Origin of the sequence: Hyphomicrobium sp. 802, assembly GCF_000526135.1 — a bacterium.
In the GTDB taxonomy this organism is placed as follows: Bacteria; Pseudomonadota; Alphaproteobacteria; order Rhizobiales; family Hyphomicrobiaceae; genus Hyphomicrobium_B.
The window spans coordinates 3,609,862-3,629,824 of the sequence record NZ_JAFM01000001.1 but is presented as its reverse complement, the minus strand read 5'-3'; the positions used below and the strand labels follow the sequence as shown (position 1 = coordinate 3,629,824).

Below are 19,963 nucleotides of genomic sequence, written 5' to 3'. Positions count from 1 at the left end.
ACAATCTCATTTCTGTAACGGACCGTTACAGTTCGAAGTGTCCCCGAAATCCAAACCTCCCTTCGCTCTGTTAGATACGGCGCAACCGGTGATCGCGAGAGCTTTGAAAGCTTTTTGGTGATCCGCCGTGAAGCTGAGGAGGTTGTCGTGTCCAGGAATAAACGATCCGTCATCGTAGTGACGGCTGCCGCCGCAATGTCACTCGTCTGTGGCGCCGCCATCTATTCGAGTGCGGCCGCAGAGCCAACCAGCAAAATGCCGCCGCAGCAGCAAATGGCGATGGGGCCCGGTATCCATGGAATGGGCGACAAATTCCCGGGTTGCGGAATGTTCGCGTCCATGCCGCCGCCCCCGCCGCCGCATGGTCCTCGTCCCTTGGCTTCGCTTCTGTCCGAAGCTGAGACCGAGATCGGCATTCGTGTCGAACAACTTGATGCTTGGCGCGACTTTACAGACGCGTTGCTGAATGTCGCCAAGCCGCCTCGTCCCGGTAAGAAAGAGCCGGAACCGGCGGCGGGTGATCAACAAAAGCCCTTCGCGTTCGCTGAGAAAATGGCAGATGACGCGGTCGCGCGCGGTCACGATGCAGAAGCCCTCAAGAAAGCTATCGAAGCTCTTCGGGCAAAACTCACGCCCGAACAGTTGACCAAAGTTAGTGCAATAGAACAGCGCATCATGCCTCCGCCGCACGACGGACCGATGCCGCCGCCGCCTTTCAATCTCGTTCCGCCTCCGGGTTTGGGTGGCGGGAACGGACCTGACGGTCTGCATCCCGACCCGTTGTGAGCGGAGATGCTGGGCGCGGAGCTTCCTATCTCTTCGCGTCCAGCACATTTGAGGAGACGGCGATGACACGCTTTTACGAAATCGGATTGCTGCTCACACTGATGTTTCTGTTCTTTGTTATCGCAGCGACGAGTGCACCCGTCTGATGTCATTTAGCAAAATGAATATGGAACCAAAAAATATGAATCGGCAGCTTTTGCTGAACGTTCAACCCCGGACGGCATCCGAGCAATTGGCTCTAAGCCTCATACGCGACGGTGCATTGAGGGAAGAGGAGTTTTTGGAGATGTCGGCGCTGTACCCGAGATGGCAGGTCTATTTGTCGTTGCGCTTAAGAAGGCTCGCGCATTCTTGGGGCTGGAATTGAGGTTTTATCAGCTTGATCTTCAGTTTAGGCCATAGATCAGTTGCTGTCGGCGAAGATTTTTGGAACGTGACATGAAACACATGTTTTCCCGACGGCAGGCAGTACGTGGATTGCTGCTCGGCACTGCGGCCGTCAAACTCGTTGAAACGCCAACTGAAGCATATGCCACTGATAATTCACCCGTTGGCCAGCCGGGAGAGTGCACGCTTTTCCCCCAAGCGATCGAAGGACCGTACTACTTCGATCGAAAACTAATTCGCTCCGATATTCGCGAAGGACGGCCGGGGCTAAGCACGATCATGCTGCTCACTGTGATCGATGCGACGACATGCAAACCAATGACCGGCGCTCGTGTCGATGTCTGGCATGCTGATGCGCGCGGCGTCTATTCGGGCTATGCGCATCAGGGCGATGATCGCCGGATATCTACGACGGACGAGATTTATCTGCGCGGCACCCAAATGACAGATGGGGGCGGAAGAGTCCTGTTTCGCACCATCTATCCAGGCTGGTACCCCGGGAGGACGCCGCATATCCACGTAAAAGTTTTCCTCGACGAACTCACGCTTGTCACCGGACAAATCTACTTTCCTGACGATTTGAGTAAGCGAATTTATCGCGAACAGGTGCCGTATAAGCAACGGCCCAATCCCGACACTGACAATAACTCGGACTTCATTTTCAAGGAAGGCAAGCGCGAAGGAGGCGGCATCGTCTTCACCATCGACGAAACGCCGGACACGTTGACGGCATCACTGGTTATCTCGGTCGACCGAACCGGATCCGCAGCGAAGCGTTCGATGGGGTGGGGACCTTATTTGCGCCAACTCATCGGGCTGTAAACCGACATCTCTCTGCGCAAATCCTTGGCGCACCCTTACGGCGCCTTAGGCGCTAGTTCCGAACGTGTCCGAAACACTCGCGCTCGTTACTTGGGTTGGGGCGCAGATATTTTTGCCATGCTGGCGTTCTTCCCCGAACTTGAAAACTTGAGACGGCCATCGATGCCTCGCAGTCCCAACTCCAAAGTCAGTGCCTCGCTGCTCGGCGGTAATACTTGCCTAAACCCCGCTGCGACACACTTAGTTACACTTCGACGCGCGAAGTTCATCCTTCCTCGGTATCAATAAGCTACAAACGCCAGTGTAGACGCATACATGCCGGTTCCTCGGTCGTCTTTCCGGCATGAACTTCTACGCGGGTCTGCCGTTCGCTTCTGTCCCCCACTACCCCGACAGGAGCGGGGCAAGCGGCAGGCCCGCGTTTTAGGGCGAATTGGCTTAGTCCGCCACGGAGATCCTAAGAGGAGCGACCTGTTCCGTCTCGTCCGCCATCGGCTGCTCTGTGGCGACGGTCTTGATGAGGCATCATACAAGCGTACGCTCGGCGGAGGGGCGGCGTCCGCGAGAGCTTGGGATCATGTGACGATCCCGGATTTTATTTCTCAACCAAACATGCGGTCTCGGGCTGATCGGAGAGTCTTGCCAAGGAAATGGAGCCTTTTGGCATTAAGATGACGTGCGTCTGTCACGGCCGATTCCGCGCGGACTTTCTCGATGCCGGTTCCGTTCGCTTTGGCGATATCGAGATTAAGGACTATAAAGCATCGTCGCTCGAAAAGCGGGCCACGCTCGCCAAGCTAGGGAACTATTCGATAGCGCAGCGTAGAGGAGTTGCACATTTATCGAGCGTCTTGATGCGCAGAAAAGCAGATTGCTGGAGCAGGGGGGTCAAAAGTCCTCCTTCAGCACCTGCGAGATGTGGCGCAAAAAATGCACTGAAGTCAGTTCACGATAATGTCGATAAGAACTTCATCTGGGCACCTGATTACCATTCTATTCCGCTGTAGTATTCGTTTTAAGTCCCAATGGTTCTTGGTAGGTGCGAACGGAGGCTTTACCTCATGCCGCGTAACCAACGCTCAAAAAACGAACCTTGGCGCATCGGCATCCTGTTCTCTCAGACGAACTGGACTTCGGAGGTCGAACGGACCCAGCTGTGTGGAACATTGCTCGCGATCGATGAGATCAACGCCGGCGGAGGTGTCAACGGGCGGGAAATCGTTCCCGTTATTTATGAACCGGGCTCTTCGGCAAGTTCTTATGTCGATGTTGCTAAGAAACTGATGATCAAGGACGGCGTGACGTCGATCTTCGGTTGCTATACCTCGGCGAGCCGGAAAGCGATCATGCCGGTGGTAGAGCGTTTTAACGGTCTGCTTTGGTATCCCACCCCATACGAAGGCTTCGAAGCATCGCCTAACGTCATTTATACAGGTGCAGCGCCAAATCAGACGATCGTCAAGTTGTGCTCATATATGCTCCGGACCTATGGCCCGCGCTTTTTTCTCATTGGATCTGACTACGTCTATCCGCGCCAGACCAATCGCTTCCTGCGGGAGTGCCTTCTGTCGCAAGGAGGTATCGTAGCCGCAGAGCAGTATGTCGACATTCATTCGCCCCGTGCTGCTTTCAAGCCGATTGCGCAGGCCGTTAAAGAGTCGGGCGCAGATGTCGTCTTTTCGACTGTCGTCGGACAAGGCACGAGCCATCTTTATCAAGCTTATGCCGAAGCTGGTCTTGATCCCAAATGCGTGCCAATCGCCAGCCTGACGACGACGGAAGCGGAAATCCACGCGATGGGCTGCGACGTGGGCGAAGCGCACATTACGGCGGCTTGCTATTTCGAAAGCATTCAAAGCGACGCAAATAATGCCTTCATTGCAAGATTCAAAAAGCGGTTTGGTGACCATACGACGCCAAACGTATGTGCGGAAACCGCATATTTTCAAATCTATCTTTTCGCCCAGGCGCTGGAGAAGGCGGACACGCTCGATACAGATATCTTGCGGCCTTACGTTTTAGGATCGTCCTTCGAATCCCCGCAGGGCTGTGTGAGTATCAATGAGACTGGGCATGCTGATCTGCAGAGCCGGATAGGGCGGGCCAATCGAAACGGCAGTTTCGACGTCTTGGTAGAAACGCCGAGCATGGTGATGGCCGATCCGTTCTTCCTCCACGGTCCTATCGATTAAGCTAAGTGACCACATCTCAGGCCAATTCGGAAATGACTATGAAAGACATAGAGACGTGCGATGGTCCTGGCGATACAGACGTCCAGGCATTTGGGACGTTGCGCAAACTTCACGAATTGCGCGTAATCGTCGAGACCGAAGTGGAAGATCAACTCGATCTTCTAATGCGCGAACTCAAAAAGCTCAGGATGGATGTGCGACTGGTCAACAGACACGCCGGCACGCTCCCGACTGACGCCGAAATCATATTCTGTGATTATTCGCCGAACCTGGAACGCCGGTTGCCATGGTCGATCGGGGAAGCAACGGCCGCGCTGGTAATTATGTTGCCTCAGACCGAGCCGTTCTCATCGGCGATGCTGGAAGCCGTGACGCCGGATGCCGTCTTAGCTCGACCTTTTACAGCAAATGCGGTCAAAGCTAGCGTGATAATGGGATTGAGCCAGTTCCGCTATGAGCGCCGTCTTCGCAGCAAAGCTGCCAAGCTCGAGGAGAACTTGCGGGCGATGCGTGCGATCGAGCGGGCCAAGACGATTGTCATGAATATGCGGTCGGTGAGCAGCGAAGAGGCGTACCAATATATCCGCTCGCAGGCGATGGCCCGACGGGTTCCGGTAAGCAATATCGCCGAAGCGATTGTGTCATCGTATGGCCTTTTGGGTGGGTTGCCGCGCTAAGGAACGTTTGGCTGGAGCATTTACAATCATCTAAGGGCTACTGGGAAATGGGGGTGAAGGGGCCGCTAGCTGCTTGTCTGGCGGTCGTACTTTATGTTTAAGTGCTCTAGCTTTTTGAAGCACAGACTTTCGACCGACAACACCGTCGGCGACATCTAATTCATCCGACAGCATCGTCGGCCTCGATACACCAAATTCCAGGGTTTCCTTGCCCTGCGTGAGAGCGCGGGGCTAGCGCTTTTGCGCACCTGCGAATCTGAACGATCTCAACGGAGTTGTTCGATGGATCTGCAAGTCTATCGCATAGGGGATGAGCCTTATTATCAGAGCATCGGAGACGAGATCGCGGTGTTCCAAGCGGCGTACGCCAGTCGCCTTCCGGTTATGCTCAAAGGTCCGACGGGCTGCGGCAAGACCCGTTTCGTTGAGCATATGGCGTGGAGGCTTGACCGTCCGCTCGTCACCGTCGCAGCACATGAAGACATGACTGCTGCTGACCTTGCTGGGCGATTTCTTCTCACGCCAGAAGGCACCGTTTGGCATGATGGCCCCCTGACGCTCGCTGTCCGTAATGGAGCTATCTGCTACATTGATGAAATCGTGGAAGCCAGACAGGACACTACGGTCGTTATTCATCCACTAACCGATGCGCGGCGCGTGATGTTTCTGGAGAAGCGCAATGAGATGGTGCCGGCGCACCGCGACTTTCAACTCGTCGTCTCGTACAACCCAGGCTACCAAAGCGCGATCAAGGATTTAAAAGAATCGACAAAGCAACGGTTCATCGCAATTGATTTCGATTATCCATCGCCGGCAGTCGAGACCTCGATCGTCATGCGCGAAGCAGGAACGACGAAGGACATAGCCGCGCAGTTAGTGACAATCGCGGAACGGTCGCGCAACTTGCGAGGCCAAGGACTCGACGAAGGTGCTTCGACGCGAATGCTGATCCACGCTGGTCACTTGATCAAAACCGGAGTTCCTATCGCAACAGCGGTGCATGCGAGCATAGTACTACCGATTTCCGACGATCGTGACGTGCGTTCGGCGCTCAGCGACGCCATCGCCGCCTGCCTGATGTAGGTAGGCTCCGGGATGATGACATCAGCCCACCCCGGGGAGTCGGTTACCGCTCCGTCTCAGGGACGCGCGTCTGCCCGACTTCAACTTCTAATGCGTCGGCGGAGCGATTTGAGTGGTGCCTTCGGTGATGTTTGGGATTTCCTGAGCCTCCGTTGTGGCCAGGATGAACTCGAAGCATGGGCGAAAGCGGTCCTGATCCTTGCTGATGTCAATGTCGGGCCAGGATGTCTAACCGCGTATTGGCATGTGAGCCGGGAGCAGTATCAAAGGCGCGGATTGGAGTTCGGCACGAATGTCGCGGTAATCACTGCAGATATCTGTCGCAATGCAGGTTCACGCGCCGCCGCCGCAACGCTTCTGGCGAGCAGGGTAGCAGACCTTCGACTGGAGGATGCCCGTGCATTTCTCCGATGGTGGCAAGCCATGAGAGAACTCGCGAGCGCAGCGCCGGAGTGCGTCGAATCTCTGGCGTTGCGGACGTCTGATGCACTTGAGGCTCGTGACATCAACGTATTCGAGCATTTCATATCCGTCGGTCTCAAGCGATCCGCTGCAGAGGATCGCGAACGCCGTCGCGTTTTTTTCGCGCTTGAAGACGACATTGCGCGAAGGCTTGTGCGGAAAGAACAAGGCGGTCCGCATTTCGATGAACTCGACCGAACGTTGACGCTTTTTCTCACGGCGCTTTGGGGGCGTCCCCCGAACCTGCGAGCTCTTGTTGGTTCTGAAAATCGTCCGCAACCAAGGCGCGCCAATATCGCTGGCCCAGTGATCCGATTGCCGGAACATTTTCAAGGCATAGACGATGAAGAAGCACGCCATTTGTTCCGCGCGTGCGCAGCACATGCGAGCGCCCATCTCGTGTTCGGCGGTTTGCCATTTCGGATTGGATCGCTCAAGCCATTGCAGATTGCTCTTGTCAATCTCATAGAGGACGCACGTATCGAGACGCTGGCGATGCAGCGTCTTCCGGGCCTGAGGACACTTTGGTCACCTTATCATATAGCGCAAGCCAGCGATCTAAATACGGCCGAAGCGATTATGACGAGGCTTGCGCGCGCGTTGTTCGATCCTTCCTACAAGGACGATCATGGTGTCGTTACGAAAGGTCGGCGTTTGTTCGAAGCCGCTTGGGCGCGCCTCGACGATCCATCGATTAGCCGAGATATCGGTGGCCTTCTCGGTAACGATCTGGGCCAAATGCGTCTCCAGTTCAACGCGAAATCTTTTGTTGTCGAACCGCCCTACCGGGACGATGGTCTTGGATTGTGGGATTTCGACGATGACAGCGGCATTGCAGCCGAGTCGCACGAGATGTTGGTCGAAGCCGCAAGAATGGAACGCACGGAAGACGTCGATGCGCCACTTGACGATCGCTCGCAGGCCGAACGCCAGTCGGCAGGACGCGCGCGGCCTACGTCTCCGGACCAGCCAGGAATGATCATTGCGCGCTACCCTGAATGGGATCGCGCCTCCGGACTTGAACGTCGCGATTGGTCGACAGTGCGTGAAATCCCAGCAGCAACAGGCGATCCGCGCCTCGTCGAGGAGGCGCTGGATGCGGCCACGCCGGTCCGGCTACGCATCCGTCAACTGATGCAGCGCGCAAGTGTCGGTCGCTCCGTGCGGCTTACGCGGCAAGTCGAGGGGCCCGACCTCGATCTCGATGCCGTTATTGACGCGGGCATCGCACTGCGCGGGGGCGAACTCCCGGATGGACGCATCTTTCGCAAATCTCATGTCGCAGCACGTAGCGTTGCGATCGCGCTGTTGATTGATATTTCCGAATCCACGCGAGCGCAGGTAACGACCACCGGCCGTAGTATTCTCGATACGGAACGGGTTGCTGTTGCGGCGCTTGCGGAGGCTCTGGCCGCGCTTGGAGATCCTTTCGCACTTCTTGCATTTGCGTCCAACGGTCACGACGACGTGCGCTTTACTCAGATCAAAGCATTCGCCCAGCCCTACGACAGGCAAGTGGTCTCGCGGCTCGCCGGTTTGAAATCCGGACTTTCCACTCGGCTCGGAACGGCATTGCGCCATTCAGGCGCGGTTCTTGATGGTGTTTCGAGCTATCGTAAATTGATTATCGTTCTTACGGACGGTGAGCCGTCCGACGTGGATACGCATGATCCTCTCGACTTAGTGGAAGATGCGCGTCGCGCGGTCGTTGGACTAAGGGGCCGGGGGATAGACAGCTTCGGCGTTATTGTCGGTTCGCCATCGGGATCAGCGCCAAATATTTTCGGCCGAGGGAATACGATGCCCGTGCTTGGCGTCGAAGATCTGCCAATGAGGCTGTCAGAACTGTATTTTCGTTTGTCTCGGCGTTGATGGCGGAAATCGATTAGCAGCATCGGGCCTGATTTGGTCGCAAGGCCCGATGCTGATCGGCAGTCGGTCAGCGATGAACGACTTCTTTGTTTGGAAGGCCATCGATCGGGCACTCATCTGTGCCGATCGTCGGCCGGGTGAAGGCCTCGACCATTTCGCGAGTCCCTTCGGGGTCTTCTACCCATTTCTTGTAGAAGTCGTAGGGACAAGCGGCGACGCCGTGCTCCCCGTCTCCCGATTTCAGAACGCCGGTATAGCCTCGGTGGACGAGTTTGAAGAGGTGGTTCTCGGACTGCGTATTGCGTCGCGCGTCGCGAATGAGCGACTTGGAGAGCTGCGCATATTGGATGCCGTATTCTTCCTCTCCGCATTCTCCGAGCGTCCGCCCATCGAAACCGACAATGGCGGAATGACCGAAGTAAGAATAGACGCCGTCAAATCCGGCAGCATTGGCGACGGCAACGTAGCAGTTATTTGCCCACGCCATCGCTTTCGCCATCAAAACTTGCTGGTCTTTGGCGGGGTACATGTAGCCTTGGCAACGTACGATAAGCTCGGCGCCTTTCATTGCGCAGTCGCGCCAGATCTCAGGATAATTGCCGTCGTCGCAAATAATGAGGCTGACTTTCATGCCCTTCGGCCCGTCAGAAACGTACGTGCAATTTCCCGGATACCAGCCTTCGATCGGAACCCACGGCATGATCTTGCGATATTTCTGAACGATCTCGCCTTTGTCGTTCATCAGGATCAGAGTGTTGTACGGCGCTTTCTTCGGATGCTCTTCGTGCTGTTCACCTGTCAGAGAGAAGACGCCCCAGACCTTTGCCTTGCGGCAAGCTTCTGCGAAGATTTCTGTTTCTTCTCCGGGCACGGTAGCTGCAGTTTCGTACATCTCCTTCGGATCGTACATAATTCCGTGTGTCGAATATTCCGGAAAAATGACGAGATCCATGCCCGGAAGTCCCGTTTTCATGCCGACAACCATATCGGCAATTTTTCGAGCGTTCGCCAACACCTCGGCTTTGGTGTGGAGGCGAGGCATCTTGTAATTCACGACGGCGACGCCGACCGTGTCCTTGCTGCTGGAAATGTCACCGTGCAACATCGCTTTATCCTTTTGATGCGCTGAGCGTCGCTCAGCAAACGAGCCAACCAACGGGACGAATCCCGACAGCGACGGCTCCCATCACATCGATCAGGTGATTTTTGAGATGATGATTCAGGGATTGCCGTATCAAGCAAAAGTCAGTGCGCACCGCTCTTTTTCGAGAGCGTACGGATCACTCAGCTTGAACGGACCAGCAGTTCTGGTAGCCCGGATTAGGCGTTGCTGACGATAATGTCCGAACGCCCATATGATGAAGGTAATCATCTTTCCCGCATCTGTTCAAGCATTCGAGACACGCATCAGATTTGCGCAGAATGCTGACGAATGCAGCAGTAGCTGCGTGCCATTCGCTTTTTTGCAACCGACGTCGAATTGACTTTCCAAAATCGCTTGACAGGCCAAAGACGCCTGTGTTGTTATTTCCTCCGAGCGATAAAGCTTCATTACATAGCTGGCACCGGCGCCTCACTGCATTCACCCTTCGGGGGGACTTGCGTGGGGCGTTTTTGTTTTCTGGCCAAAAATCTGGAGAAAAACTGATGTCCACTGCGAGCCTGCAATCGAACCAGACTTCCGAACTGCTCTCCGGCAATGCTCCCATTCCGCTGCGGCAAGTCCTTCCCTGGGCCGTATTTGCAGGATTGTTGTTCGTTCTCGCCATGTACTTCATCGGCGTCGAAGAGGGCGCGACTGCAATCTTCAACAGCATGTACGTTCATGAGTTCGTGCATGACGGCCGCCATCTTCTCGGTTTCCCTTGTCACTGACCTCAGCGGAGATTGTCGGATATGGGATCTTTGCTTCTACGCGGCATGCTCGCAGGTCTTCTTGCCGGGTTCCTCGCTTTTGGTTTCGCCGAGGTTTTCGGCGAGCCACAGGTCGATCATGCTATCGGTTTTGAAGAGCAAATGGCGAAAGCCAGAGGCGAAGCCGAGGAGCCGGAGCTTGTCAGCCGGTCAATACAGGCCGGAGTCGGTCTGCTGACCGGCGTTACCGTCGTGGGCACAGCGATGGGAGGGCTTTTTGCCCTTGCGTTCGCATTCTTTCAGGGGCGGATCATTACTCGCTCGCCGCGAACGACAGCCATCATCATGGCTGCTCTTGGATTTGTAGCTGTCTACCTCGTGCCTGATCTCAAATATCCGGCGAATCCGCCAGCGGTTGGTTCGCCTGAAACCATAGGAGCGCGAACACAACTCTATTTCGGAATGATTGTGTTCTCGCTCGCGGCTTTAGCGATCGCGATAAGCGCAGCCCGGCAATTCGTTCCAAGTTTCGGTACCTGGAACGCGGTGTTGATCGGAGGCAGCGTCTATATCGTGCTCGCGTCGCTCGCAGGCTTCATGCTGCCGTCGATCAACGAAGTCCCTGAAGGTTTTCCCGCCGACCTACTTTGGAAATTTCGCGTCTCTTCTCTCGGCATTCAGGTCATTTTATGGGGCACGATCGCGCTTGTCTTCGGCGCGTCTCTTGAACGAGCAAGAGGACATGGCACATCGACCGGAAAAGAACTTGGCCGCGCTTAACGACGCTTAATGCATCGAGTTTTAGGGGTGATCTATGGAATTGACACTTGAAGAGCGGCTGAAGAAGCGAAAACTCGAAGCGCTGCGTCGCGGTGTGCATCGAGTTGGTGGCGAAGCGGTCGTGCCGTTCAACGTCCATATCATCGGCATAGGTAAAGCCGGCGCGGAGATCGTCGCGGATGTCCTTCGTTCTCTACAGCCTTCCGATAGCCCAATGACCGCGCTCGTTGTCGATATCGGAAATGAAGATCTTGAAGATGTCCGCACGGCTACTGCTGCTCTGCCCGAAGGGCGGGCCGACGTCGACATCATCTCTCTCGATCCGATCAGCGCCGAAGAACTCAGCAATACGTTCCAGGATTACGAGAAACTGCTGAAGCTCGAATATCCGATGTATCCGTGGACGTTTGACGGCAAGGGATGGCTGCCTGAAAGCGGCGATGTGCAGACCGCTGAAGGTAATTTTCGGCGCTCCTACGCCAAAGCACTCTATGGTCGCGCGTATTATGATGGCGAACGCCCACTCGCAGCAGCTATCCGCCGTTTCGGAGAGCATGTGAACAACGAGTCCGCTCAGTCGATTGTCTGTATCGCATTCGGAATGGGTGGTGGGACAGGCAGCGGCATCGTAGTCGATATCGCTCGTCACCTGACAAACGTCGTGCTTGGCCGGCAGGCGCTTGTTGTTGGCCTCGGCATCCTTCCCTGTGATGGAGATCTTTCGCAGCATCGCGGCGGTGGCCTGTTTGCAGCGCTCAACGAATTCGACTGTCTCGGCGACGAAACAAAAAATAAAGCGCTTGTCGCGTCTTGCGGCGAACTGTTCCGCAATCCTTTTACCGCCGGTCTCTTGCTCGTGCCGCAACAGCACGTCTGGAACGCGACGCATGATCTCGCGGAAACCCATCGTAGGGTCGATGCGGAGGTTACCTCTCTGTTGACCGAGCGCGGCGGCGCCAATCTCCTGGAAACGCTCCGGATGCTGAACTGGGTGGCTGCGCCTTCGACGCAGCATTCAGCCGCGCGGACGCCGTGGGGCGCGAAGTGGATTCACATGTTCGGATTCAGCGATCTGGAAGGAGCCGCGGCTCCGATCGGAAGCGGGTTGCGCTCATCTCTCGGCATTCGCGATACCTACAAGCCGGAGTTTATCGAAGTGCGCGTGCCTTCGGAGCAGCAAAATAGCGTGGCTACAGCAGTAGCCGGGATAGAAGCCGCCTTCTCACCAGACGTGCCTCCACAAGTGACCGGCCACGGTCGGTTGACGTCGGCTCAGTTCGTTCTTCCTTCCATTCAGAAGACTGACCTGTCGCTGTTCCGAACGACGCTTGATGCCTATAGCCAGGAAGATCGTGATGAGAAAATTCTCGATCACTCGCTGCTTCTCGATCAGGGCATTCTGCTCAGTGAGCCGTCTAACCGCATCGAAGGTATGGCAGGTGCGAGTCTCGGCGAAGGCGGTAGCTGGATCGCAGTTCCCATGAGCGCCCTGATTTCAGAATAGCACGGTCGCATACGCCAGCTCATTGCTTGCACAAGGTCTGCTTGGATGTCGCTCAGTTGGGAAGTCGTGAAGAAAATATCTGGACGGCTCAGGCTGCTTGCACCGGATCGGCCTGCTCAAACGAGGTTGAAACACATGCCGCTCAACTGGGATGAAGTCAAAAAGAAGTACGGTGCCGGAGCGAAAGTTCCAACCATCGTAGGCGACAAGTTCGTCACGATATCGAAAGTCACGGATCAGGCGATTCATATTTGGACGCCAATCTGGACTGCCGAACTCGCCCGCGCCGATCTCGAAAAGGGCGTCGCCTTGATCGAAGACGGCACGATATCGCGCGATCCCGGCCTCTTCGTAGAGGACTACATGCTCTACGTCACGCGCAATCGCGCAACATCGACTGCACACATTTTGAGAGACCTTGGTTTCTTGGATGCAACGGAGACTTTTACGATCCGATGCTGAGACGATCGTCGAAGGCCGGAACACTATCGAGCACGTGGAACATCAATAGACCGCATGGAGGTAGCTTTGTCTGCATCACTTTATCATAGCTCAACGGGGACACAGGCGCCCCATTGTATGCACGTCGTCGGTATCGGCCGTACGGGTGCCGCCTACGTCGAGGCGCTGTTGCGCACTGGCGAAATCGAAGACCAGCTGACCGATCCACGCGCCACTTTTTCGGCGCTGGTCGTCGATATCGGCGAGCAGGACATGGGTATCGCCGAGGACTATGCCAAGGCATTCGTGAAGCGTCTTGAATCTCGCGGTATTCCAACGGATCGCTTCCTGTTTCAGGCCGTGCCGCTGCCTGTGCCATCCAAAGACGAATTCTTCGAGGGCATGAATCGCACCCGCGAATTCTTAAAACTCGAATATCCTCGGTATTATTGGAATCCGAACTTCGAGTCTTATGTGCCGAAGACATACGAAATGCCGAAAGCCGGCGGCCACTTCCCGCGCGCCGTGGCCAAAGGCATCTATGCGAACGCCTACTACGCAGACGAGCGGCCGCTTGAGAAAGCACTTCGCAAATTCGCAGATCAAGTCGACAAGTCAGGCTTGCCGTCGATGATTACGCTCTGCTTCAGTCTGGCGGGAGGAACCGGCAGCGGCATGGTTGTCGATCTCGCGCGGCATCTGTCGAATGTGAAACTCGGCCGTCGCATTCCGGTAATCGGCGTCGGGCAGCTCCCGCATTCGGGCGATCCCGAAATCTATTATAACGCTCCTCAGCTCTACACCACTCTCAACGAGATTGATTGCATGCTCGATGAGGACAAAAACAACGGTGTGATCGCGGTCTGGGGCGACCTCTATCGCAATCCATTCACCGGCGGCTTCTTCATCGTCAATCCCGAGCAGAGCTGGCAACGGCTGACGGCGTATACGACGACGGGTGAAGCTGCAATCCGGCAGGGCTTTAAGGAGATGGTCACGAACCGCTTTGTCGCGGATTCGTTTATGCGGTTTGTCGTTTCCGACAACGGCCGCAACCTCTTCCGCGCCATGCGGCCGGCCGGCCTTACCGGTGCACCTCACGAAACCGTCAGTGCCAAAGCACGCAGCTGGACCATGTTCGACGTTGCCAAGCTCACGCATCCTGGCGTGCAGGTTTTGCCTGGCGAAGCGCCATCGAAGTGGGAAGGAGTCGTCGAACAGTGGACTGACTTCGTTCCCAAGTATGACGGCTTGAAGGATGAGTTCCGTACGGATTATGCGGAGGTGCTGATCTATGGCTCTCGCAATATGCCGATCGCGAAGATGGAAACGGACTTCAAGAAGCTCATCGCTGACGAATATTTGCTCGATTCAGAATCGTCGATGCAGATTTCGACCAACGAATTCTTCGATGCGCTGACAGCATACGCCGACATTATTCTTGCTGGTGTGGCGAAGACTGATTTGGATGCCTTCTGGGCAAGCCAGAAGACCTACGAGGGTTTGACGTGGGAGGAAAAGCTCAATGAGCACGCTTGGCTGATCGACATCGGTCCCATGCTCTCCGAGCCTGCGATCCGTTTTGAAGGCATGGCCGGAGAATGCATCTGGGGCTGCGCATGTTGGGTCGTCGTACCCTACGACGAACTTCGCGGCGATAAGCTGCCGCCGCCCAACCGCAAGGTGATCCTCGAGCAGGGTATCGCGGCAATGACTCGGACGGTCGTGCCGACGCCGGGCGGTGCTCCGGTAAAGCGGCTCGCGTCGGATGGAACTCCAGCCAAGCAACTCGGCGCGCCCGCCGAGGCTTAAGGTGAAACCGGGTGAGGACAAGTCTTCCAATTGCCCTCACCCGGCGCAGTTCGTCGATGCGAGGGCCATGGGCGATTGCGTGAGCGCGTACCGCGGGGATCAAGTATCCTACGCGGGGCGCGTTTGCTGATGTTACAGGCTGGCAGTAATGGTCGCGGCTCTCGACATATCTTGCACGACTTTAGAGAGGTGATTGCATGTCCATCGACTCATCGCTTTCAAAAGCGAGCGATCGCATTCCTGCCACGGTGATCACCGGCTTTCTCGGCTCCGGCAAGACGACGCTGATCAACAATATCCTGCATAAGGAGCACGGCAAGACCATCGCCGTCATCGTCAATGAATTTGGCGAGATCAGCATCGATGGTCAGCTCGTCGTTCAAGATGAACAGGCAGAGCTCGTGGAATTCAATAACGGCTGCCTCTGTTGCACTGTGCGCGGAGATCTCATTGATACCCTGCAGCGCCTCCGGCAACGCGCTGAACTTCAGGGAATTTTGATCGAGACAACGGGCCTAGCAGATCCGGCACCGGTGGCATCGACCTTTTTTGTCGCCGACGAAGTGAAACGAAGCATCCGTCTTGACGCCTTCGTGACGGTAGTCGACGCAGTCAATATCGAAATAAATCTGCAGCAAAGCAACGAGGCCATCGAGCAGGTTGCATTTAGCGATATTGTTCTGGTCAATAAAGTCGATTTGGTTTCACCGGAGCAATTGAAGGCCGTGGAAGCGCGGGTTCGAGCTCTAAACCCGCTCGCAAAAATCCATTATACGACGAACTCAGAGATCGACATCGATCAGGTGATCGGGGTTGGCGCGTTCGACTTGGTGCAGAAGCTCGACGTAGATCCGCAATTTCTCGATGATCACGAGCATGAGCACGATGCATCCGTAGGCTCATTTATTTTGCAGGAGAGCCGCCCGATCGATCTCAATAAATTCTCGCTTTGGCTGAACGATATGGCGCAAACCCGTGGGGAGGATCTCTACCGCACCAAAGGTATTTTCAATGCGCGTGGTTTTCGAGAGCGGATTGTATTCCAGAGCGTCCGAATGCTCACAACGATGCGTCCAGACCGGTTATGGCTCGATGATGAGTCGCGGATGTCGCAGTTCGTCGTCATCGGGAAAAATCTCAACCGCGCCGAGTTCGCGGCAGGTTTTGCGCGCTGCGTCGCCGGATAAGGATGGAAGTTGTGAGCGGCAACGGCGGTAAATCGGCAACAGCTCAATCTTCCGCGGCGAACGATAGCGAACCGGTTTATCGCATTCACGTATTCTGTTGCGTGAATGAGCGTCCACCGACGCACCGGCGCGGCTCCTGTGGCGGTAAAGGCAGTCGTCAGCTTTGCGATTATATGTGTCGGCTTGGTATGGCCACGGGCGTTAGGCGCATTCGCATCAACCACGCGGGCTGCATGAACGTTTGCGAACATGGACCGGTGCTGGTCATCTATCCTGAAGGCGTTTGGTATCGATTCGAGACGCAAGAGGATGTGGAAGAAATTCTGCGCTCGCACATTGTCGCTGGACGTAAGGTGGAGCGTCTTGCGCTTTCTATCGATCCCACCACATTGCATGGCTGAAGTCGGGCCGGCAATATTCGCCCGTTGAGCAAACGCGCCTCGAAGCTCGTCCAAAAAAATGTGACACTATTCGTGTGGTGATCTCACGTGGTAGTGTCCACGGCCATGAAGCCCAAAGATCAACTACCGGATAGCAAGGTCGCCACGTTAGGCGCCGACGCCCCTATGACGCCGCGTGATCGGTTGATCTCGGCCGCGAGCGAATTATTCGGGCGTTATGGCATCAATGCTATTGGCGTTGATGCAATTGTAGAAAAGGCTGGAACCGCCAAAACGACGCTCTATAAAGCGTTCGGATCCAAAGAAAAACTGGTCGAGACGGTTCTTGAGATTGACGGCGAGCGGTGGCGCAAATGGTTCTTTGATAGCGTTGAAGGTCGCGGAGGGACGGCAAGAGAATGCGTTGATCGTATATTTCCGACTCTGGCGATTTGGTTTTCGGATGAAAAGTTTTACGGCTGTCCGTTCGTCAATGCTGTCGGCGAAAACGATAAGTTTGACGGCCGTCTGCGTGTGCTCGCACAACATCATAAAGCAAAAATTGAATCATGGCTGCGTAATCTCTTCAGACAAACAGATTACGCGGCACCTGAGTCGCTGAGCCGTCAAACGATGCTGTTGATGGACGGCGCAATCTCTATGGCCCTGATCGCTCGTGACGATCAGCCGGCGCAGGTCGCTCAGCGAACGTTGGAGATTATTCTTAAATCTTCCGAAATCCGAGATTTGGCAAAGGCACCTGTACGGCGCGAAAGTGCCAAACAGAGAGAGCGAAGCTAGCAATGGTATTGCTCGCCTAATTGCCCTCCAGGCATGCCCAAAAAATATTCAAATATTGGAATGTGTCGCGCAGAAGATACGCGCACTTAAAGGCGCGCTCAAAATTGGGCTTTGCCGTTGAGAATCATTTCCCAAAAGAAGAAACATACCGTTCTGTAGCGTACAGAACGTTCTGTTTCCATGGGGCGTTCTTCACATCGCGATCGCACTCGTTGGAGAACGGAAATGGATCGACTGAAAATAGCGGCGTGCTGTGTGCTGAGCTTCGCCGGACTTCAGATTTTTGACAGTTCGGCTCACGCGGCCGATCTCGGAGGTAATTGCTGTGCGGACCTTGAGGAGCGCATTGCAGAGTTGGAAGCAACAACCGCACGAAAGGGAAATCGCAAAGTATCGCTGACGGTGTCTGGGTGGGTCGGGCAGCAGGTCATGTGGTGGGACGACGGAGCCGAATCGAATGTCTATGTCCACGACCTTGGGTCATCGATTGGCAGTCACGTGAAGTTTAGCGGCCAGGCAACGATCCTTCCTGGTTTGACGGCGGGCTATGTCCTTCACCTCGAAGCAATCAGCTCCGACAGCCTTACGACCAACCAGGATCGTGCCGATGGTCCCAACGCCTTAACTGGCACAGCCAACGGCGTTTCAACCTTGCAATCGTTTTGGTTTGTCAAAAGCGATCAGCTCGGTAAGGTTTCGGTCGGCAAACAATCGGATCCGGCCAACCACGCTGCGGTTCTAGTAGATGGCTCGGGTTCGCTAGTCCCGGCTAACTGGATCGCATTTGATTTCAACAGCTTCGGCATTCGCGCAAAAAATCGCTCGTTTGTCGGCTCTGGTGGCTTTGTGCCTGATGCATCGTCCTCTGCCCTGGTCTGGGGAGGCCGATACTGTCAAAGTGCTGGCGGTGCCTTGGGGGATTGCGACGGATTTCCGCGAAACACTGTCCGATATGATTCTCCGGACTTCGGGGGGTTTTCGGTCTCTGCCGCGTGGGGCGAGGATGACATCTGGTCAATAGCGACTAGGTATGTCGGCCAATGGAAAGACTTCAAGGTGGCGGCGGTCGCGGCCTATTTCGAGAGCACCGACGAAAATCTGAATCTCGGCGTCAGTGCAACTCAGCAATATTTTCAGGCCGGCGCGTACGTCGAACATATTCCAACGGGTTTGTTCGCTTACGGCGCATATGGACATGACGGCTACGACGCCGACAACATGGGACAGTCAGAAACCTACTATTTGAAGGGCGGTATCCGTCAACGCTGGCTTCCCCTTGGCCACACCGTCCTTTACGGCGAATATTTGCACGCCCACGGCACCGACGAGTTCTCGCAATCAGCTCAGATTGGCAACGGCTTTGATGCGACCGAAGACGCAACTCAGTTGTGGGGCCTTGGCGCGGTCCAGGAAATCGATGCGGCCGCAATGTCAATTTGGGTAAAGTATCGTCACTTGAACTACGACGATAACAACAAAGTCGGCGTTGCCTACGATGACTTCGATTATGTCGGAATGGGCGCACTGATAAACTTCTGAGCGGCGGAGAGATCGTCTCGTCGCGACATTCTTCTATTTCGTTTGAAGAAAATTAGAGCGTAAGCCCTGCGATCGCTTTGACCGACAAATAGAGCAGAATGGTCCCGCTTATCTCGTCTGGCGGGACCTCTTAGGGAAGCCGTTTTGCCTCCGGCACCGGCTTCCCTCTTTATTGTGCGCATGACGCCGGCTGCGAACGCCTCGCGCGCGACGTCCAACTCGGTCGCGGCGATGGGGACGATAGGGAGGCCCAATCCGAAGCTGCGTTCCAGCGGCATGTCGGATTAATGCCAGCACAGTACGGGCTGAGAGCGGGGAGTAGTTCGAGGTGATCGATAAGTGGTGAGTTTGAGCCAACCTATCGCTAGTGCGATGCCTGCCGTGCAGACATGGTGCGCGACGGCCGCTAAATGCAAATGCTGTCGCAATAGCATCTGCTGCCGTCCCATAAGCAGACATGGACTAAAATGTCCTTGTGCGTACCATCTTCTCTCCATTTTCTTTTGTGTCGGTATCCCTTCGCTGGCGATCCCTCACCTCTTCGAGATCTCGTTCGAGAAAGAAGTTCAACATCGTACGAATGAGCGCAACAGCGGCCAGACGAGCCACGGCTTGCCAATCCGTTGTGATGGATGTTTCGATTATGTCGGCGGCTAGCTGAAACGTGAGTCCGGCAACGAGCCATCGCGCATAGCGCAACCACACATCGCGACGTTCGTGTCCCGTCCGGGATCCCAACAACACAACACTACCGTTCACGAACGCCTCAATCGTTCCGAGGACGATGATCAGTAGCGCTACCGCATCGATGAGCAGAACCGCTGTTTTTCCGGCTTCAATAAACCAGGCCTCCACGACACACTCCTAGTATTTGCGAGCAGGAAAATGCTTCCTCGTTGCTCAAAGCTAGTGCCGCTTGGCGATGTTGCCGCCCCAAACCGCAAGTTTCCGGTAAGCCCGAGTTACGCGAAATATCACTGACAGCACGAGGTGATGCGAAAGCGCAAAGGCTATACCGTTGATGTAGAGAAATCGTCCGTCCGGCGAGAAGTGCATTTGCTCCTCCTCAATCACATTGCATGCTTCCAGACACTTTGGCTTCTCCGGCGAAGCCGTCCACAAGCTGCGACATGCGCGGATTTTGCGACGAAATCCCGTCTAGGGAAATCATAAAATATACAGCGATTTCAATGACTTAGTCGCTGGCTGTGCTGGCAGTCTGCCGCGAACCAGTCTCTGAAGGGAAATCCCTGCAAACAGTGAATTTAACAGGGAAGTCGCGAAATTTGCGCCGCGTAGATGCCTCGTGTCCCCACAGCTCGCTTGTTTTCCCGCGCTTTTTCCGCTGCACAAATAGCGAAATCCCTAAGCGACCGAACAGGGA

Annotated in this window: 18 protein-coding genes and 1 pseudogene; 16 read left to right on the top strand and 3 right to left on the bottom strand. The window is 55.4% G+C overall.

The annotated features are described in order from the left end of the window. The first annotated feature begins 147 nt into the window (after nucleotides 1-147). The 7 genes and pseudogenes from HYP802_RS22575 (at nucleotide 148) to HYP802_RS0118395 (ending at nucleotide 8,281) form a co-directional block, all read left to right on the top strand. Nucleotides 148-786 carry a Spy/CpxP family protein refolding chaperone gene (locus HYP802_RS22575; RefSeq protein ID WP_013947426.1) on the top strand — a complete coding sequence of 213 codons (639 nt, stop codon included), beginning with the start codon at nucleotides 148-150 and terminating at the stop codon, nucleotides 784-786. A 438-nt stretch (nucleotides 787-1,224) separates the two neighbouring features. Continuing rightward, on the top strand, nucleotides 1,225-1,995 hold the full coding sequence (locus HYP802_RS0118415; protein ID WP_013949183.1) for an intradiol ring-cleavage dioxygenase: 771 nt from the start codon (nucleotides 1,225-1,227) through the stop codon (nucleotides 1,993-1,995). 587 nt (nucleotides 1,996-2,582) lie between these two features. After that, nucleotides 2,583-2,708 (top strand): annotated as a pseudogene (locus HYP802_RS24045) (short-chain dehydrogenase/reductase); the annotation flags it as partial. Between the two features lie 312 nt (nucleotides 2,709-3,020). Further along, nucleotides 3,021-4,187 carry a transporter substrate-binding domain-containing protein gene (locus tag HYP802_RS0118410; RefSeq protein ID WP_348623683.1) on the top strand — a complete coding sequence of 389 codons (1,167 nt, stop codon included), beginning with the start codon at nucleotides 3,021-3,023 and terminating at the stop codon, nucleotides 4,185-4,187. 98 nt (nucleotides 4,188-4,285) lie between these two features. Continuing rightward, a complete protein-coding gene (locus HYP802_RS0118405) occupies nucleotides 4,286-4,864 on the top strand; it encodes an ANTAR domain-containing protein (protein WP_245261511.1) in 579 nt (192 codons plus the stop codon). A gap of 282 nt (nucleotides 4,865-5,146) precedes the next feature. Continuing rightward, complete coding sequence (locus HYP802_RS0118400) at nucleotides 5,147-5,947, top strand: CbbQ/NirQ/NorQ/GpvN family protein (protein WP_013949178.1); 801 nt, start codon at nucleotides 5,147-5,149, stop codon at nucleotides 5,945-5,947. 423 nt (nucleotides 5,948-6,370) lie between these two features. Then, nucleotides 6,371-8,281 (top strand): VWA domain-containing protein, encoded by a 1,911-nt coding sequence (locus HYP802_RS0118395; RefSeq protein WP_244420911.1) that lies wholly within the window; start codon nucleotides 6,371-6,373, stop codon nucleotides 8,279-8,281. A 67-nt stretch (nucleotides 8,282-8,348) separates the two neighbouring features. On the opposite strand, the gene HYP802_RS0118390 is transcribed toward HYP802_RS0118395, so the two are convergent. Beyond that, nucleotides 8,349-9,386 carry an aliphatic amidase gene (locus HYP802_RS0118390; protein ID WP_013949176.1) on the bottom strand — a complete coding sequence of 346 codons (1,038 nt, stop codon included), beginning with the start codon at nucleotides 9,384-9,386 and terminating at the stop codon, nucleotides 8,349-8,351. Between the two features lie 542 nt (nucleotides 9,387-9,928). Between HYP802_RS0118390 and HYP802_RS0118380 the strand changes: the two genes are divergently transcribed. The 9 genes from HYP802_RS0118380 to HYP802_RS0118340 all read left to right on the top strand — a co-directional run bounded on the left by HYP802_RS0118380 (nucleotide 9,929) and on the right by HYP802_RS0118340 (nucleotide 18,579). Next, the gene (locus tag HYP802_RS0118380; RefSeq protein WP_013949175.1) at nucleotides 9,929-10,156 is read left to right on the top strand and encodes a CbtB-domain containing protein; all 228 of its coding nucleotides are present in this window, start codon (nucleotides 9,929-9,931) and stop codon (nucleotides 10,154-10,156) included. Between the two features lie 21 nt (nucleotides 10,157-10,177). Continuing rightward, nucleotides 10,178-10,915, top strand: coding sequence for a CbtA family protein (locus HYP802_RS0118375; protein WP_013949174.1), 738 nt, complete (start codon nucleotides 10,178-10,180; stop codon nucleotides 10,913-10,915). A 34-nt stretch (nucleotides 10,916-10,949) separates the two neighbouring features. After that, nucleotides 10,950-12,419 carry a tubulin-like doman-containing protein gene (locus HYP802_RS0118370; RefSeq protein ID WP_013949173.1) on the top strand — a complete coding sequence of 490 codons (1,470 nt, stop codon included), beginning with the start codon at nucleotides 10,950-10,952 and terminating at the stop codon, nucleotides 12,417-12,419. Between the two features lie 45 nt (nucleotides 12,420-12,464). Then, nucleotides 12,465-12,881: a hypothetical protein gene (locus tag HYP802_RS0118365; protein ID WP_244420910.1), complete on the top strand. Its 417-nt coding sequence runs from the start codon at nucleotides 12,465-12,467 to the stop codon at nucleotides 12,879-12,881. A 117-nt stretch (nucleotides 12,882-12,998) separates the two neighbouring features. Then, nucleotides 12,999-14,672, top strand: coding sequence for a tubulin-like doman-containing protein (locus HYP802_RS0118360; protein WP_013949171.1), 1,674 nt, complete (start codon nucleotides 12,999-13,001; stop codon nucleotides 14,670-14,672). A gap of 197 nt (nucleotides 14,673-14,869) precedes the next feature. After that, the gene (locus HYP802_RS0118355) at nucleotides 14,870-15,859 is read left to right on the top strand and encodes a GTP-binding protein (RefSeq protein ID WP_013949170.1); all 990 of its coding nucleotides are present in this window, start codon (nucleotides 14,870-14,872) and stop codon (nucleotides 15,857-15,859) included. 11 nt (nucleotides 15,860-15,870) lie between these two features. After that, nucleotides 15,871-16,260: a (2Fe-2S) ferredoxin domain-containing protein gene (locus HYP802_RS22570; RefSeq protein ID WP_244420909.1), complete on the top strand. Its 390-nt coding sequence runs from the start codon at nucleotides 15,871-15,873 to the stop codon at nucleotides 16,258-16,260. Nucleotides 16,261-16,365: 105 nt separating this feature from the next. After that, nucleotides 16,366-17,040 carry a TetR/AcrR family transcriptional regulator gene (locus HYP802_RS0118345; RefSeq protein ID WP_050976818.1) on the top strand — a complete coding sequence of 225 codons (675 nt, stop codon included), beginning with the start codon at nucleotides 16,366-16,368 and terminating at the stop codon, nucleotides 17,038-17,040. A 225-nt stretch (nucleotides 17,041-17,265) separates the two neighbouring features. Further along, the gene (locus HYP802_RS0118340) at nucleotides 17,266-18,579 is read left to right on the top strand and encodes a porin (protein WP_013949167.1); all 1,314 of its coding nucleotides are present in this window, start codon (nucleotides 17,266-17,268) and stop codon (nucleotides 18,577-18,579) included. A gap of 462 nt (nucleotides 18,580-19,041) precedes the next feature. Here HYP802_RS0118340 and HYP802_RS0118335 read toward each other — a convergent pair whose 3' ends face one another. Together HYP802_RS0118335 and HYP802_RS0118330 are read right to left on the bottom strand one after the other, a co-directional pair. After that, complete coding sequence (locus HYP802_RS0118335; protein ID WP_013949165.1) at nucleotides 19,042-19,434, bottom strand: DUF1622 domain-containing protein; 393 nt, start codon at nucleotides 19,432-19,434, stop codon at nucleotides 19,042-19,044. A gap of 51 nt (nucleotides 19,435-19,485) precedes the next feature. Continuing rightward, on the bottom strand, nucleotides 19,486-19,635 hold the full coding sequence (locus HYP802_RS0118330; RefSeq protein ID WP_155831271.1) for a hypothetical protein: 150 nt from the start codon (nucleotides 19,633-19,635) through the stop codon (nucleotides 19,486-19,488). Nucleotides 19,636-19,963 lie beyond the last annotated feature (328 nt).